This window comes from Pseudoclavibacter sp. RFBI5, assembly GCF_002931395.1.
GTDB lineage: Bacteria > Actinomycetota > Actinomycetes > Actinomycetales > Microbacteriaceae > Pseudoclavibacter.
In genome coordinates this window covers 185,556-201,063 of record NZ_PSYA01000013.1, presented here as the reverse complement: position 1 = coordinate 201,063, position 15,508 = coordinate 185,556, and the positions used below count along the sequence as shown (strand labels likewise).

Sequence of the window (15,508 nt, the reverse complement as noted above, 5' to 3'; positions counted from 1 at the left end):
CAGCAGAGCAGCGAGCGGCGAGCGGTCGGCTCCGTGCAGCGGATGCTGGGGAGCTCTGATCCGCGCCCCCTACGATGGCGCCATGGTTCGCGGATACCTGACGACGAAGTCCACCGACGACGCGGGGAAGCCTCGCATCGACGTCGCGTTCGATGAGCTCGGCGACGAGCTGTTCGGCGACGGCCGCCTCCATCGCGGCCAGGTGCTCGTCGACGTGGCCTACTCGAGCCTCAACTACAAGGACGCCCTGCTGCTCGCCGGCAGGCCCGGCGTGAGTCGAGCGGATGTGCTCGTCCCGGGTATCGACGTCGTCGGCGTCGTTCGGGAGTCGCGCACGCCGAACTTCGTGCCAGGCGACCGCGTCGTGCTGAACGGTGCGGGGCTCGGCGAGAGCAGGCACGGCGGCCTCGCCGGGCTGTGCCTCGTCGACGACGAGTCGCTCATCCACCTACCCGAGGAGATGTCCCTCTTGCAGGGGGCCGCCATCGGCACTGCCGGGTACACGGCGATGCTGTCGGTGCTGGCGCTCGAGAAGCAGGTCGCGCCCGGCGACGGCGATGTGCTCGTGACGGGTGCGGCGGGTGGCGTCGGCAGCGTGGCGATCGCCCTGCTGGCGGGACTCGGCTACCGGGTCGTCGCATCCACTGGCCGCGGTGACGAGGAGGGTGACTACCTGCGCCGCCTCGGCGCGGCCGAGATCATCGACCGGCACGTGCTCTCCGATGCGCCGGGCAAGGGACTGCAGACGGAGCGCTGGGCCGGGGCCATTGACGCGGTCGGCTCGACGACCCTCGCGAACGTGATCGCGCAGACGAGACGAGAAGGGCTGGTGACGGCGTGCGGGCTGGCGCAGGGTACCGACCTGCCGACGACGGTCCTGCCGTTCATCCTGCGCGGCGTGACGCTGCGCGGCATCAACTCGGTCGTGCAGAGCCTGGAGGTGCGGGCCGAGGCCTGGAACAGGCTCCTCGAGCTCGACAGCGAACTGCTCGAGTCGATGACCGAAGTCGTCGCCCTCGAGGAGGCGATCGAGGTCGCGCAGCCCATCCTCGATGGGACGGTGCGCGGGCGAACGGTCGTGCGCGTGCGGGGTGACGCCTGATTCGAGGGCGACTGACGCTGGATCAGGCCAGCGGGGCGTGCTCGAGGTTCTCCGAAGCCCACGTGCCGAGCTGCTTGAGCACCGGAATGAGGCGCTGACCTGCCGTCGTGAGCTCGTAGCTGACCGAGACCGGCGGGCCGTCGTTGACGGTGCGCGCGACGAGTCCGGCCCCGGCGAGCTCGGTCAGGCGGTCGGAGAGGACCGCGTCGCTGATGCCCGTCACCGCACGGCGCAGGGCGACGAAGGTGAGGGGCTGCGAGCCGAGCACATCGATGATCATGCCGTTCCAGCGCTTGCCAAGCAGCGTGAAGGCGAGCGAGATGGCGCCGTCGCATTCCGCGGCGCCGTGCTCCTGCGCTTTCTCTGCCATGCCGCCAGTGTACCCGTGCTAATCTGCACAGAGTCGCTCTGGTTTTCATAGCGACTCTGTGAAATTTCAAGGAGCCCCGCATGTCCCTTCTCCGTATCGATGCCAGCCTGCTCCCCGCCACCTCCGCCAGCCGCGCGCTCGGCGACCTCGTCGAGGCCGAGTGGACCCAGGCACACCCCGACTCGGTCGTCACACGCCGCAACCTCATCGAGTCGCCCATCCCCGCCGACGCCTGGCAGAACGCCGTCTACGCTGGCTTCACGCCCGAGGACGACCGCACCGAGGAGCAGCGCGCCGCTGTCGCCCTGGCAGCGCAGCTGGCCGACGAGATCATCGCGGCCGACGCCCTGCTCTTCACCGTGCCGCTCTACAACTACGGCATCTCGCAGCACTTCAAGCTCTGGTTCGACCTCGCCTACACCGACCCGCGCACCAACGCTGGAAGCACGACGCTCGCCGGGAAGCCCGCAACCCTCGCGACCGTCCTCGGTGGCAACTACGACGAGGGCACCCCGAAGGAAGGCTGGGACCACTCCACGCCGTACCTCACCCGTCTGCTCCAGGACGCATGGGGCCTCGACCTCCGCGTCGTGCAGCGTCCCTTCACGCTCGTGGGCGTCAACCCGGCACTCGACCAGTTCGCCGACCTCGCCGCCGACCTCAAGTCCGAAGCCGAGACGAAGGCGGTGGAGTCCGGCCGCGAGCTCGCCGAGCTCCGCGGCAAGACCGACGCCGCGTAGGCAGGCGGAGCCCAGCTCCACCGCTCCGACCGTCGACAGCCGGGCAGTCTCGGGATACGGAACTCGCGTCCTTGAGGGAAACGCCTCTCAGCGAAGCGCGTTCTGCATCCCGCAGACTCTCGGACTCCGGGGTCGGGGGTCCACCTAGCTTGCGACGTCGGCCTTCCGGCGGTCGGTGAGCTTCTCGAGCCAGCCGTTGACCACCTGCGCGAGAAGGCCAAGAGCAATGGCCGTGACCACGGCGAGCACCATCATGAGCAGCGGGTTGTCCGTGCTGAACGAGCCGAACACGGCGCCGATCACCACCGCGTAGCCAACCCACACGGCACTCGCGAGCACGGAAAGCGGAAGGAAGGTGGGCATCGGCATCCGGGCGTCGGATGCGGCGAGCACCGTCGCGATGCGCCCAAGCGGCAGGAGCCGCACGGTGACCATGACCCACTTCGGACGGGTCTTCAGCTGATCGCCGACTCGCGTTCGCACGGCCGTGAGCCGGCGCCCGTTCATCCAGCTCCATTTGCCGAACCCGACGCCCCTGGCGAGCCAGTACGTGCCGATGTCGCCGAGGACCATGCCGACGACGCAGAACGCGAAGAGTCCGAAGAGGTTGATGAGGGCCGTCCACCCCTGATCTCCGGCGGTGAGGGCGGAGATCGCCACGACCAGCGATTGACTCGGCAGGAAGGTGACGACGCCGCCGACGAGCAGCACGAGCGCCACGACCGCGAAGCTCCAGCCGGAGCCCCTCAGGTCGAGCACCCAGTTGGTGAGTTCCTCCACGTGGCTTCTAGGCCCTTTCGTCGACGGCTCGGCGTTCCAACGCGGCCCTACTCGGGTGCCGAGGCGTTGGCCGCGGCCCGGGCTGCTGCGGGGAGCGCCGCGAGAACGCGGTCGATGGCCGCATCGTCGTGGGCAGCCGAGACGAACCAGGCCTCGAAGACGCTCGGCGGCAGGTTGACACCGGCGTCGAGCATCGCGGCGAAGAACGGCGGGTAGCGCCAGGCCTCCTGGCGCTTGACCTCGTCCTCGTTCCGCGGCCCGCCGCCGGTTCCGGTCCAGCCGAGCGCCGCGCCATCGCCGAAGGTGAAGCTGAAGAGGTTGCCGACGTTCTGCACCGAGTGGGCGACGCCCGCGGCGGTGAGCGCCTCGGAGGTCGCGGTGCGGATGCGCTCGGCAGCCGCGTCGACGCGAGCGTAGACGGCGTCGTCGGCGTGCGAGAGCGTCGCGATGCCGGCGGCGACCGCGACGGGGTTCCCCGAGAGCGTGCCAGCCTGGTAGACGGGGCCCTGCGGGGCGAGGTGGCTCATGATCTCGCGCGGACCGCCCAGGGCCGCGACGGGCATGCCGCCGCCGATGACCTTGCCGAACGTGTACAGGTCGGCCTGCCATCCGCTCGAGGACTCGGTCTTCTGCTCCTCGCCCCACCAACCTGCTGGCCCGGTGCGGAACCCGGTGAGCACCTCGTCGCAGACGAGCAGGGCACCCTCGGACGAGCACAGCTGGGCGAGCTCGCGATTGAAGCCAGGCTCGGGAGGGACGACGCCCATGTTCGCGGGTGACGCCTCGGTGATGACAGCGGCGATCTCGCCGGGATGCTCGGCGAACGCGGCGCGCACGGCGTCGAGGTCGTTGAACGGGACGACGATGGTCTGCGAGGTGATGGCTTCCGGCACACCGGCAGAGCCCGGGAGCGCGAGCGTGGCGAGGCCCGAGCCCGCGGCCGCGAGGAGGCCGTCGGAGTGGCCGTGATAGCAGCCCGCGAACTTCACGATGAGGTCGCGGCCCGTGTAGCCGCGTGCGAGCCGCAGGGCCGTCATGGTCGCCTCGGTTCCCGTGGAGACGAGGCGCACCTGCTCGATGGGGGCGATGCGATCGACGACGAGCTCCGCGAGCTGCGTCTCAGCGGGGGTGGGGGCTCCGAACGAGAGTCCGCGAGCCGCCGCGTCTTGGACTGCCTCGACGACGGCGGGATGCGCGTGCCCGAGCAGCATGGGGCCCCACCCGCTGACGAGGTCGACGTACTCGTTGCCGTCGACGTCGGTCAGGTACGGACCCGTCGCGGAGGCAGCGAAGGGAGGCGTGCCCCCAACCGAGCCGTACGCGCGGACCGGCGAGTTCACACCCCCGGGCGTGACCTCGAGCGAGCGGGCGAAGAGCGAGGCGGAGACGTCGTGGTTCATCGTGCATCCACTCTGCCATGGGCCGCCGACACTGGCGTGCCCGACTGCGACGCCAGGGTGCGCGCGAGCTCACTCGCGTAGTAGGTCAGCACGGCATCGGCGCCAGCGCGTCGAATCGACGTGATGGACTCCGCGATCGCGCGATCGCGGTCGATCCAGCCGTTCGCCGCGGCGGCCTCGATCATGGCGTACTCGCCGCTGACCTGGTAGGCCCACACGGGAACGATCGACTCCGCGGCGACATCGGCGAGCACGTCGAGGTACGAGCCAGCCGGCTTCACCATGACGACGTCGGCGCCCTCATCGATGTCGATGAGCGCCTCCCGCATGCCCTCGCGGCGGTTGGCCGGGTCGAGCTGGTAGGTGCGACGGTCTCCCTGGAGCTGCGAGTCCACAGCCTCCCGGAACGGGCCGTAGAACGCCGACGCGTACTTCGCGGAGTAGGCGACGATCGCGACGTCGGTGTGCCCGGCTGCGTCGAGGGCGGCCCTCGCACTCGCGACCTGGCCGTCCATCATCCCCGACATCCCGAGCATCGCGGCACCGGAGTCGGCCTGGGCGATCGCCATCGCGTCGTACCGCTCGAGCGTCGCGTCGTTGTCGACACGACCGGCCGCATCCAGCACGCCGCAGTGGCCGTGGTCGGTGAACTCGTCGAGGCAGAGGTCGGTCTGCACGACGATGTCCTCGCCGAATTCCTCCGCCAGCTTGCGGGCCGCGACGTTGAGGATGCCGTTCGGATCGGTCGCGCCCGAGCCCACGGCGTCGCGAGTCTCCGGCACGCCGAAGAGCATCACCCCGCCGACTCCGAGCGTCGCCGCCTCCTCGACCGCGCGGCGCAGCGAGTCGAGCGAGTGCTGCTGCACGCCGGGCATCGACGAGATCGCGATCGGCTCGCTCACGCCCTCGCGGACGAACAGCGGCAGGATGAGGTCGTTCGGGTGCACGCGCACCTCGCGGACCTGGCGGCGCACGGCGTCGCTCTGGCGCAGGCGACGAGGCCTGCGGCTCGGGGAGATCATGCGATCGTGTCCTTCCTCAGGAGTTCTGTGCCGACGGTCGCGGACGCGGCCCGGCTTGTCGGCGTGTGGGTCCGATCCGCCCAGCAGGCGGCGAACTCAGCGGTCATTGGGGGCTTGACCGCGTCCCTCGTCGAGGGCCGGGATGTCTTCCTTCGGCACCGGTCGACTGTCGTGCTCGGCCTGCAGCTCGCTCGCCTCGAACGCGCGGAGCGCCTTCAGATCGATGGCCTCGGTCACCGGCATGTCGCTGCCGCTCGCAAGCCACTCGAGCCCGTCGAGCAGCGACGCGACCGAGCGCTGCTTGGCGACGACGTCGACGCGGAGACCCAGCTGCCTGGCGTCCTTCGCGGTCCGGGGGCCGATCGCGGCGATGTAGATCTCATCAGGGATCGGCGAGAACTGCTTGTGCACCTGCTCCGCCACGGATCCGCTCGTCACGAGGATCGCTCGGATCCGGCTGTTGCGGATGTCGTACTGGATGCTCTCCGCCGCCGGCACACCCACCGTGCGGTACGCGACGACCGAGTCGACGAGGTGCCCGCGCCTGGCGAGCCCTTCCGCGAGCGTCGGTCGAGCGACCTCCGAGCGCAGCCACAGCACCGAGATGGGCGGCTGGCGGCGAGCCGCCTCGGCCCACTCCAGGAGCAGCCCCTTGGCGGAGTTGTCGTGCGTGGGAACGAAGTCCACCCGGTACCCGGCCGTCGTCAGCGAGGCCGCGGTCGTCTCGCCGACCGCCGCGATGAGCGTGTGGTCCGGCACCTTCACGCCGAGCGAGTGCATGACATCGGCAGCCGTGGCGCTCGTGACCGCGATCCAGTTGTAGTGCCCGCTCTCGAGCAGGCGGATCTTGTCGCTCAGCACCCGGGAGTCGTCCTCGTTCGGGCTCGCGAAGTTGATGAGCGGGGCCGTGATGGGGAACGCCGAACGGGCGCGAACGGCCTCCGCGACGTCGCCACCCCAGACGCCTCCACGGGGTACGAGGATCTTCCAGCCCTTCAGCGGTGCATCCATCGTGGTTCCTCCGTTCACGTCCGGACCCTCCGTTCAGGCCATCAGCGCGACAGCACCCTGATCGAAGAGGTCCGTCGAGATGAGCGAGACCAGTTCTGCCTGGGCGGCATCGAATGCGCCGGGGTCGGAGACCTCCACGGCACGCCTGCTGGAGACCCGCGAAGATCCGTCTACTGCATACACGGTAGCCCACGCCTCGAGTTTTCCGTCGGCGTACCGGGCTGCAGCGCCGACGGGAGCCGCGCATCCGGCTTCGAGCGTCGCGAGAATGCCGCGTTCGACGAGCACCGCCGCACGCGCTTCTCGGTCGTCGAGTTCGGAGACGCCCGCAGGTGCGTCATCGTCGCGCACCTCGATGGCCAAGCAGCCCTGACCGGGAGCGTTGGGGAAGTCGGCGAGGTCGAAGCGCTCGGTGATGGCATCCGCGAAGCCGAGCCGCTCGAGCCCGGCAGCAGCGAGCACGACGGCGTCGAGCTCGCCGTCCGTGACGAAGCGGAGACGACGCTCGACGTTGCCGCGGATATCGCGGATCTCGAGGTCGGGCCGCAGCGTCAGGAGCTGCGCCACGCGCCGCGGCGAACCGGTGCCGACCTTCGCGCCGTGCGGAAGCTCCGCGAGGGAGAGTCCGGAGGCTCCGCCCAGCGAGCAGAGCGCGTCACGCGCATCTTCCCGCTCGGGGTACGCGGCCACCGTGAGGCCGGGAGCCTTCGCGGTCGGGAGATCCTTGAGCGAATGCACGACGAGGTCGCACTCCCCCGCGAGCAGCGCATCCCGCAGCTCGCTCGCGAACACACCGGTGCCGCCGAGCGACGACAGTGCGGCGCGCGTCACGTCGCCGTGCGTGGTCACTCGCACCAGCTCGGTCTGCTCGCCCGTGATGCGCTCGAGCGCCCGAGCCATCGTCGACGTCTGCGCGACCGCGAGCGCGCTGCCTCGCGTGCCGATCCGCAGGGTCACGGCAGCAGTCCGGAGACCGCCGGCTTGAAGCCCAGTCGCTTGTTCGCGCAGCACCCTGGACGGCACACGTCGAACCACGGTCCGATCGAGGTCATCGCAGGACGCTCTTCGACGGGGAGCGCGTCGCGGCGCTCCAGGACGAGGTCGACGAGCCCTTCGACGTACTTGGCGTGGATGCCGGGGGTCGGAGTGCGGCGGAACGCGAGTCCCGCATCCGCTGCCGAGTCCTTCGCCTCGTTGTCGAGGTCCCAGAGCACCTCCATGTGGTCGGAGACGAAGCCGATCGGCACGACGACGACCGCCTTGGCGCCCTTCGAGGGGAGCTCGGCGATGACGTCGTTGATGTCGGGCTCGAGCCACGGCTGCGAGGGCGGGCCGGAGCGCGACTGGTACACGAGCTGCCAGGAGAGCTGCTCTGGCACTCGGCCTGAGATGGTCGTGTCCTCCGCGAGCTCCTGCAGGGCCGCGAGGGCCACGACTTCCGCGACGGCGAGATGCTGGGCGGCGTATGCGCCGCTCTCACCGAAGCCCGCGCCAGGAGGGCCCGAGTTCGCGGCGTCCGCCATCGGCACCGAATGCGTCGTGAAGAGCACCTCGACCTCGGTGGCCAGGTCGAGTTCGGCGTCTTCTCGAGCGAGGCTGAGCACGGCGTCGCGAACACCCTCGATGAAGGGGGCGATGAAGCCAGGGTGGTCGAAGAAGGCGCGCACCTTGTCGATCGTGAGCTGCCCGCCGAGCCCCGTGTCCTCGAGCGCGTCAGCGAAGTCCTCGCGGTACTGACGGCAGCTGGAGAACGACGAGTAGGCGCTCGTGGCGACTGCGATGAGCGTCGAGCAGCCCGCTTCGCGGGCGTCGAGCAGCACGTCGTTGAAGTACGGCTCGGAGTTGCGGTTGCCCCAGAAGACGGGCAGGTCGATGCCGCGCCGCTCGAGCTCCCGCTCGATGGAGGCCTTCAGCTGACGGTTCTGCTCGTTGATGGGGCTCACGCCGCCGTAGTGCCGGTAGTGGTGGGCCACCTCCTCGAGCCGCTCGTCGGGGATGCCACGGCCTGCCGTGACGTTGCGCAGGAACGGGATGACCTCGTCCTGTCCTTCCGGGCCACCGAAGGAGGCGAGCAGGATGCCGTCGTAGGCGACCGGCTCGGTCGTGTGCTCGGGGCCGAACTTGGCTGCGTCGGAGGCGGCGCTCACGGCAGCATTGACCTCGACGCGGGTGAAGGTCGCCGGGCCGGGCTTGCGGCCCTGCGGCTTCGAACCGGTCTGCTGTGCGGCGACGTCGGTCACTGCAGCACCTCGACGATCTCGGAGGTCTGCAGGAAGCGACCCGTGTAGAACGGCACCTCCTCGCGCACGTGGCGCCGAGCGTCGGTCTGTCGCAGGTCACGCATCATGTCGACCAGGTTGAGGAGGTTGTCGTCCTCGAGCGCGAGGAGCCACTCGTAGTCGCTGATGCCGAAGGATGCGACGGTGTTGGTGAGCGTCGACGTGTACGCCGATCCGGCTCGGCCGTGCTCGGCGAGCATCTGACGACGCTCGTCCTCTGGCAGCAGGTACCACTCGTAGGAGCGCACGAACGGGTAGACGGTGACCCACTGGCGCGGCTCCTTGCCGAGCATGTACGCCGGCATGTGGCGCGCGCTGAACTCGGCGGCGCGATGCACCCCGACGATCTGCCAGGACGGCGTGAGCGGCGCGATGAGCTCGCTTCGGCGGATCTGGCGCAGGCCCCACTGCAGGCTCTCGGGCACTTCACCGTGCAGCCAGACCATGAGCTCGCCGTCGTGCCGGAACCCGGAGACGTCGTAGAAGCCGCGCACCTTGACGCCGTTCTCCGCCAGCTCCGCGACGATGCCGTCGAGTTCGTCGACGGCCTTGATGGCGTCGCGCCCGGACAGGACGAGCTCGTTGAGCGTCTCTCGTCGGAAGACCGAGATCATCGTGTACTCGGTGAGCGTCGCGCCTCCCCCCTGCTCCTCAGCGCCATGGTGGGCCTCTGGGGCGCCCTGCTGAGCAGCCGATGCGTGCTCTGCGGGGACTGCGGACGTTGCGTTGGGCTCGGCGGCGAAAGCCGGGACCTCATTCGAGTGGGTCATGGTCCTATTCTACGAAATGTCGAGGAGTGTTTGGGGTGCGGCGCACAGCCGACCACGAGCTCAGCGGGAGCGGCGGTACAGGGCGACGGCGGCGGTCACGCCACCGGCCACGACGACCGCGGCACCAGTTGCGATGCCCGCGAGCAGGAGCGGATTGTCTTCCTTCAGGCGCTGGATGCTGTGACGCGTTGATTCGAGGAGCTCGCGGCCGCGGATGCGCGGGTCGACCTTCACCTCGATCGCGTCGAGCGTCGCCGCGAGCTCACGTCGGGTGCGCTCGATGTCGGCCTTCAGCTGGCCGTCGTTGCGCTTGTCTTCCTTCTTCGCGAGAGTCGCCTCGCCGTTCTGCTCACTCATACTGTCCGAGCCCCTTCACTGCGTTGACATCCTGCTTGACACTGGCGATCGTGCGCTCCGGCGCGAGCTTGCCCGCGCGCTTCAGCGCGAGGTAGCCGGCGAGGCCGAGCACGATGACCAACAGCAGGAACGCGCCTGCCACGATGAGCGCGGAGAGCCACGGCGCGAACACCGTGTTGAGTCCGAGGACGGCGGCGGTCACGAGCACAGCCCACAGCGTGAGCGCGAAGAACGCCGCGGCGGCGAAGAGACCGACCGCGATGCCGTACTTCGTGCCGGTCGAGATGAGCTCTCGCTTGCCCTGCTCGACCTCGTCGCGCACGAGCTTCGTGAGGAGCTTGGGGACGTCGGTCACGAGCGCGCCGAGGCTCGACCGTGACTTCGGGTTGGCCCTCGTGCGGCCGATGCCGGGGAAGGGCCCGCGGATCGGCGTCTTTTCTGACGACTCAGACATGGGTGTGTCGCTCTCTGCTGGGAGTGCTGGTTAGGACGCGTCGCTGCTCGGGTTGCCGACGGTTCCGGAGGGAGCAGGCGGGTTCGACTTGCCGGACGAGCTCTTCTTGCCGTTGTCCTTGACCGCCTTCGTGACCTGGGCCGTCACGAGCTTCGCACCGCTGACGGCCGCGTCGGCGACCTTCGGAGCCAGCTTGCGGGAGAACTCGTCGACCTCAGCGCGCTTGGAGCGGACGAGCTTCGTGTCCCACACCGTCTGCGCGACGGAGGAGATCTGCTCGTAGCGCTTGCGCCCCGCGCGAGCACCAAGGACGTACCCGGCACCGAGGCCAAGCACAAACACGAACTTCTTCATGAAAACTCCTATCGTTCGCCGGTACGCCAGCGATCGGTCAATCGGGCGCGATCAAGCCACGGAGCAAGCCTAGCCCCGCGAGGCATCTCAACTCGCGCTAAGCCTGTGCGTCCTCGGGGAAGAGCTCATCCACGGCGCGCAGCACCCCTGGGATGACGCTCGCGAGCCCCGTTCCGTCGATCCAGGTGCCGGCGAGCGCGACCCCAGCCGTCCGCCGCGCCTCGTCCCGCGCACCCCGGAGCTCTGCGGATCTTCCGATGCGCGCGGCCGGGGCCGGGATGCGCCAGACGTGCCTGGCCATCGCGATGACGTCCTCGCGCTCGATGGTCGTGCCGAGCAGGCGCCCGGCATCGCCGCGCGCGAGCTCGGTCGTCTCGTCGTCGCTGAGCGAATGCGTGAGCGGCTCGCTGCCCCCGCGAGCGTGTGGACCGTAGGAGAGCCGGAGCACGTGCATCCCGTCGGCTGCCGCCTCCTGCCAGGCCCATTTCGCGGTGACGTGAGTCAGGGCCTTCGCCCGGATGGTCGTACTCGGGTCGCCGACGAGCACGCCAGTGCCTCGCGGGTGAGCGTCGAGCTGCGGGGCTTGCACGAGCAGCGCGACGACCTCGGCGGGGACTGCGGCAGCGCCGCCGATCGCAACCGCCTCGCCGGATGGCCCCTCGGAGTCGTCACCGCGGGCGGAGACGGAGCGCGGCACGGCGACGGTCGACAGGATGCGCTTCGCGAAGAGCGACCCAGCGCCCTCGAGCTCGACGCGCCAGGCCTGCTCGAGGGCGGAGCCGTCTTCGAGCACTGAGGCGACGCGAGTGGAGAGCCGGACATCGACGCCGAGCTCAGCGAGCTCGTGCTCGAGCCGCGCCACCACGCGGTGCATGCCTCCCTCGACGGTGCGAACTGCGGCGCCAGGGGGCGCGCTCTTCCTGAGCGCCGCGACGGCGGCCGACAGGGAGCCGTGCTCGTGGACGCGCTCGGCGAGACCGGGGATGAGCACCCGGTGGTCGAGCTCCGCCGGGTCGAGCGAGTACACGCCCCGCGTGACCGGCGCGACGAGCCGGCCGAGCACCGTCGGCCCCATGCGCGCGAGCACCAGCGACTCGAGGTCGGAGGCGTCGGCGCCGACACGCGGGTCGAGCGTCCGGTCGCGTTCGAGCTCCGCGATGCCCTCATCGCCGATCGCGGCGTGCACCGCGGCGCGGGACTCCACATCACGCAGAGCCGCTTCCCCGGGTATGCCGAGCATCCCCCCGGCCGGCATCGGAGCAGCAGTCGCATCGGTCACGACCCAGGACCCCAGTGCTCGCGGCTCGACGATGTCATCGTGCATCCCGAGCTCGTGCAGCAGGGCCGCGAACGCGCCACCGCGCGTGGCGAACGCCTCCGCACCGATGTCGATCGGCAGCCCGCCCAGGTCTGCGCGGCAGATCATCCCGCCGAGCCGATCTCCCGCCTCGACGATCACCACGCTGGCACCGCGGCCAGCTGCCCGTCTGGCGGCGAGCATGCCCGCGATGCCCCCGCCGACGACGACGAGGTCGGGCGTCGACTGGCCGAGGGGCGATCGGTTCACTCGACCCGACCGCCGTCCGGCAGCGAGTGGGCGAACTCCACGAGGCCGGTCAGCACCGCTGGATCGGCGGACGGCGGAACGCCGTGGCCGAGGTTGAGGATGTGCGCGGGCGCCGAGTTCCCCCGGCGAACGACATCTCGCACGTGCTCCTGCAGCACCGCGGCGCCCGCTCCGAGCACAGCAGGGTCGACGTTGCCCTGCAGCGGCACTCCGCCGCCGAGGCGCCGCGAGGCCTCGTCGAGCGTGATGCGGTCATCGACCCCCATGACGTCGGCCCCGATCGCGTGCATGTCCGGCAGCAGCTCGGCAGTGCCCACGCCGAAGTGGATCGTACGGACCCGCTCGCCACCCGGCGTGCGAAGGGCCCGTACCCGCTCGAGCGCCAGTCCGCTCGAGGCGGCGATCGACTTCTGGTAGCGATCGCGACTGAGCGAGCCAGCCCACGAGTCGAAGAGCTGCACGATGCTCGCTCCCGCGCGCACCTGCGCCTCCAGGAACGCGGCCGAGAGCTCGGCGATCGCGCCGGAGAGGTCGGCCCACGCCTCGGGGTCGGCCTGCATGAGCGTGCGCGTGCGGAGGTGGTCCTTCGAGGGGCCGCCCTCGACGACGTACGCGGCGACCGTGAACGGCGCCCCGGCGAAGCCGATGAGCGGCGTGGAGCCGAGCTCCGCCACCGTCAGCGAGACGGCCTCGGTGATGGGAGCGAAGAGCTCCGGGCTGATGCGGGCCCTGATGCGCGCGGCGAACTCGTGCGCCTCCTGCGAGGAGCGCACCGGGTTCTCGAAGACCGGGCCGGTGCCTGGAACGATATCGACGGCCTCGCCGATGAGCTTGAGCGGAACCACGATGTCGCTGAAGAAGACCGCCGCGTCGACGCCGTGACGGCGCACGGGCTGCAGCGTGATCTCCGCGGCGAGCTCCGGGCGCAGGCAGGAGTCGAGCATCTCGATGCCCTTGCGCAGCTCGCGGTACTCGGGCAGCGAACGGCCAGCCTGTCGCATGAACCACACCGGGAGCGTCTCAGGCCGGTCCCCGCGTGCCGCGCGGATGAGCGGAGCATCGGCGGTGAGGCCGGAGGAGAGTGGATGCGAGTCGCTGAGCGGCAGGGGTGCGGGAGCTGTTTCGGTCACCCGCCCATTCTCCACCCGGCGCCCGGACGGGGCCGTACAGCGGGCATCCGACGATGGATTCCCGGCTCTGGCGGACCGCAAGAGATTTAAGGGAAGGTATGGCTCAGAAGCGGAAACGCGGAGAACTTCTACAATAAGTAATCGTGTTGCTGTGTCTGAGTGCCAATCACCGCACCGCGAGCTTCCCAGTCCTTGAAAAGCTCGCGGCCCGCGAAGATGGCGGACTTGAGTCCGCGCTCCGCGACGCCCCAGGCGTCGACGGAGCCATTGTGCTCGCCACCTGCAACCGCTTCGAGATCTACCTCGACATCGACACGGCTCAGCCGGTCGCTCCCGAGCTCATGCCGACCATCGCGACGGCACTCGACGTCTCCGTCGAGACGCTCCGCGCCAACATGGCCGTCATCCACGACACGCAGGTGCCCGAGTACCTCTTCGCCGTCTCGAGCGGCCTCGAGTCCGTGGTCGTGGGCGAGGGCGAGATCTCCGGTCAGGTGCGCCGCGCGCTCGAGGAATCACGTGCGGCCGGCATGTCGACCTCGCAGCTCGAGCGTCTCTTCCAGTCGGCGTCCACCACATCGCGTGGCATCAAGTCGGGCACGAAGCTCCAGAGCGCTGGCCGATCGCTCGTGCGCCTCTCGCTCGAGCTCGCCGCATCCCAGATCGCCGACTGGAGCACCGCGCAGGTCGTGCTCGTCGGCACCGGCTCGTACGCGGCAGCCTCGCTCAAGGCCCTGCAGGACCGCGGCGTGACCCGCGTCGGCGTGTACTCCCCCTCGGGTCGCGCCCACAAGTTCGCCGAGCGCGACGGCGTCTTCGTCATCGACGGCCAGAACCTGCCAGAGCACCTCTCGAACGCCGACCTCGTCGTCACCTGCTCGAGCGCCGACACGGTGGTCATCGACTACGACCTCATGCTCGGCGCGCGACTCGCGCCCGGATGCGCCGAGGCCACGCTCATCATCGACCTCGGCATGCCGCGCAACGTCGACCCGGCCGTGGGCCGCCTCGACGGCATCTCGGTGCTCGACCTCGAGACCATCCGCATCCACGCTCCCCTCGAGGAGCTCGGGGCCGCCGATGAGGCTCGCTGCATCGTGTCCCGCGCAGCCAGCGAGTTCGTCGAGCAGCAGGCTGAGACGAGCGTCGCGGAGGGCATCGCAGCGCTCCGCTCGCACATCACCGACATCGCGCGCGCGGAGACCGAGCGCGTCGCGAACAAGGACGAATCGGGCGTCGCCGAGGCTGCTCTGCGTCGCCTCGCGAACACGCTCCTGCACAGCCCGTCGGTGCGCGCGAAGGAACTCGCCCGCGCTGGTCGCGGCGACGAGTACCTCGACGCGATCGAGCTGCTCTTCGGCATCACCGTCGAGCGCGAGACCCCCGCGACGAAGCCGGCGACCCCGGCGGCGGCACCCGTCGTGCCCACCGCGCTCCCCCGCGTCGCTCAGGCGGAAGACGACGGGGCGCTCGAGTGCCCCGTGCACACCTCCTAGCAGCCCCCACCCGACGCCGAATGCGCGGCACTGCGGTCAGGCTCACCCGAATCCTCAAGCACCCGGGGCAGAATCGATGCGCGCCGGCGATCTCGGGAACCGCACCTTCTCGCCCTGGGCTGAGCATCCCGAGATGACCACCGAGTGCACGCTCCGTCGATGGGAACCCCTGCGAATGCTCCGCGAACACCGCTCCAAGCTGCTTGTCGGCACCGTTGCTGCGACCGCGCTCCTCGCGCTGAGCGGATGCTCGGGCTCCGGGCAGACCGATGGTGCCGTCCCCGAGGAGGGCATGCAGCCGCCAGGCACGTCGATCGCGGATGCCCTGAGCGAGAACGAGATGGGCGCCACCCTCGATTTCGCCGCGCTTCTGCCGAGCGGCGCGACCGGCGCGGTCATCGCCTGCCCCGGCGATACGGTCGAGTCGCTTGCTGAGAGCACTGGCATCGACGCGGGGAACTACGAGCTCGCGGATGGAACCCTGCCGGTCGCCGATGGCTCGTTCGCCCTGCTCTTCGGCGATGCGGAAGACAGGATCACGACGTCGACCGTGTACGCGGGGGAAGGCGTCGACCTGTGTGCAGGTGACGCCCTCGCGTCGACGTACCTGGGTTCAGGCGCCCGCATCATGCTGACGGGGTCGACCGGGGCCTGGGCACCGATCGGCGTCGAGTAG

Annotated in this window: 17 protein-coding genes; 4 read left to right on the top strand and 13 right to left on the bottom strand. The window is 70.0% G+C overall.

Annotated elements, in window-relative coordinates; translation table 11 throughout:
• The first annotated feature begins 82 nt into the window (after positions 1 to 82).
• Positions 83 to 1,102: an acryloyl-CoA reductase gene (locus tag C5E06_RS16535; protein ID WP_104307596.1), complete on the top strand. Its 1,020-nt coding sequence runs from the start codon at positions 83 to 85 to the stop codon at positions 1,100 to 1,102.
• A gap of 22 nt (positions 1,103 to 1,124) precedes the next feature.
• Here the strand turns inward: C5E06_RS16535 and C5E06_RS16530 are convergent, their stop codons facing one another.
• Entirely contained in the window at positions 1,125 to 1,472 is a 348-nt protein-coding gene (locus C5E06_RS16530; RefSeq protein WP_104307595.1) for a helix-turn-helix domain-containing protein, read from the bottom strand.
• An 80-nt stretch (positions 1,473 to 1,552) separates the two neighbouring features.
• Between C5E06_RS16530 and C5E06_RS16525 the strand changes: the two genes are divergently transcribed.
• The gene (locus C5E06_RS16525; protein WP_104300407.1) at positions 1,553 to 2,212 is read left to right on the top strand and encodes an FMN-dependent NADH-azoreductase; all 660 of its coding nucleotides are present in this window, start codon (positions 1,553 to 1,555) and stop codon (positions 2,210 to 2,212) included.
• 144 nt (positions 2,213 to 2,356) lie between these two features.
• On the opposite strand, the gene C5E06_RS16520 is transcribed toward C5E06_RS16525, so the two are convergent.
• From C5E06_RS16520 to hemE, 12 genes are all read right to left on the bottom strand, one after another.
• Complete coding sequence (locus tag C5E06_RS16520) at positions 2,357 to 2,992, bottom strand: DedA family protein (RefSeq protein WP_104300405.1); 636 nt, start codon at positions 2,990 to 2,992, stop codon at positions 2,357 to 2,359.
• Between the two features lie 47 nt (positions 2,993 to 3,039).
• Entirely contained in the window at positions 3,040 to 4,392 is a 1,353-nt protein-coding gene (gene hemL / locus C5E06_RS16515; RefSeq protein ID WP_104244133.1) for a glutamate-1-semialdehyde 2,1-aminomutase, read from the bottom strand.
• Positions 4,389 to 5,414: a porphobilinogen synthase gene (gene hemB / locus C5E06_RS16510; RefSeq protein WP_104244131.1), complete on the bottom strand. Its 1,026-nt coding sequence runs from the start codon at positions 5,412 to 5,414 to the stop codon at positions 4,389 to 4,391. The genes hemL and hemB overlap by 4 nt, the downstream gene beginning before the upstream one ends.
• A 96-nt stretch (positions 5,415 to 5,510) precedes the next feature.
• On the bottom strand, positions 5,511 to 6,425 hold the full coding sequence (locus C5E06_RS16505; RefSeq protein ID WP_104244129.1) for a uroporphyrinogen-III synthase: 915 nt from the start codon (positions 6,423 to 6,425) through the stop codon (positions 5,511 to 5,513).
• Between the two features lie 33 nt (positions 6,426 to 6,458).
• Complete coding sequence (gene hemC, locus C5E06_RS16500) at positions 6,459 to 7,382, bottom strand: hydroxymethylbilane synthase (protein WP_258067721.1); 924 nt, start codon at positions 7,380 to 7,382, stop codon at positions 6,459 to 6,461.
• Positions 7,379 to 8,572 (bottom strand): ferrochelatase, encoded by a 1,194-nt coding sequence (locus C5E06_RS16495; RefSeq protein ID WP_258064853.1) that lies wholly within the window; start codon positions 8,570 to 8,572, stop codon positions 7,379 to 7,381. The genes hemC and C5E06_RS16495 overlap by 4 nt, the downstream gene beginning before the upstream one ends.
• Before the next feature lie 89 nt (positions 8,573 to 8,661).
• Complete coding sequence (gene hemQ / locus C5E06_RS16490) at positions 8,662 to 9,474, bottom strand: hydrogen peroxide-dependent heme synthase (RefSeq protein WP_104244123.1); 813 nt, start codon at positions 9,472 to 9,474, stop codon at positions 8,662 to 8,664.
• Between the two features lie 60 nt (positions 9,475 to 9,534).
• The gene (locus C5E06_RS16485) at positions 9,535 to 9,831 is read right to left on the bottom strand and encodes a DUF3618 domain-containing protein (protein ID WP_104244121.1); all 297 of its coding nucleotides are present in this window, start codon (positions 9,829 to 9,831) and stop codon (positions 9,535 to 9,537) included.
• Positions 9,824 to 10,285: a phage holin family protein gene (locus C5E06_RS16480; RefSeq protein WP_104307593.1), complete on the bottom strand. Its 462-nt coding sequence runs from the start codon at positions 10,283 to 10,285 to the stop codon at positions 9,824 to 9,826. The genes C5E06_RS16485 and C5E06_RS16480 overlap by 8 nt, the downstream gene beginning before the upstream one ends.
• 30 nt (positions 10,286 to 10,315) lie before the next feature.
• Positions 10,316 to 10,639 (bottom strand): hypothetical protein, encoded by a 324-nt coding sequence (locus C5E06_RS16475; RefSeq protein WP_104244117.1) that lies wholly within the window; start codon positions 10,637 to 10,639, stop codon positions 10,316 to 10,318.
• Between the two features lie 97 nt (positions 10,640 to 10,736).
• Positions 10,737 to 12,206, bottom strand: a complete 1,470-nt coding sequence (locus tag C5E06_RS16470; RefSeq protein ID WP_104307592.1) for an NAD(P)/FAD-dependent oxidoreductase — start codon at positions 12,204 to 12,206, stop codon at positions 10,737 to 10,739.
• On the bottom strand, positions 12,203 to 13,336 hold the full coding sequence (gene hemE, locus C5E06_RS16465) for a uroporphyrinogen decarboxylase (RefSeq protein WP_258067719.1): 1,134 nt from the start codon (positions 13,334 to 13,336) through the stop codon (positions 12,203 to 12,205). The genes C5E06_RS16470 and hemE overlap by 4 nt, the downstream gene beginning before the upstream one ends.
• A gap of 143 nt (positions 13,337 to 13,479) precedes the next feature.
• Between hemE and C5E06_RS16460 the strand changes: the two genes are divergently transcribed.
• Entirely contained in the window at positions 13,480 to 14,832 is a 1,353-nt protein-coding gene (locus C5E06_RS16460) for a glutamyl-tRNA reductase (RefSeq protein WP_104244113.1), read from the top strand.
• Positions 14,833 to 14,965: 133 nt separating this feature from the next.
• Positions 14,966 to 15,508 carry a hypothetical protein gene (locus tag C5E06_RS16455; protein WP_181063012.1) on the top strand — a complete coding sequence of 181 codons (543 nt, stop codon included), beginning with the start codon at positions 14,966 to 14,968 and terminating at the stop codon, positions 15,506 to 15,508.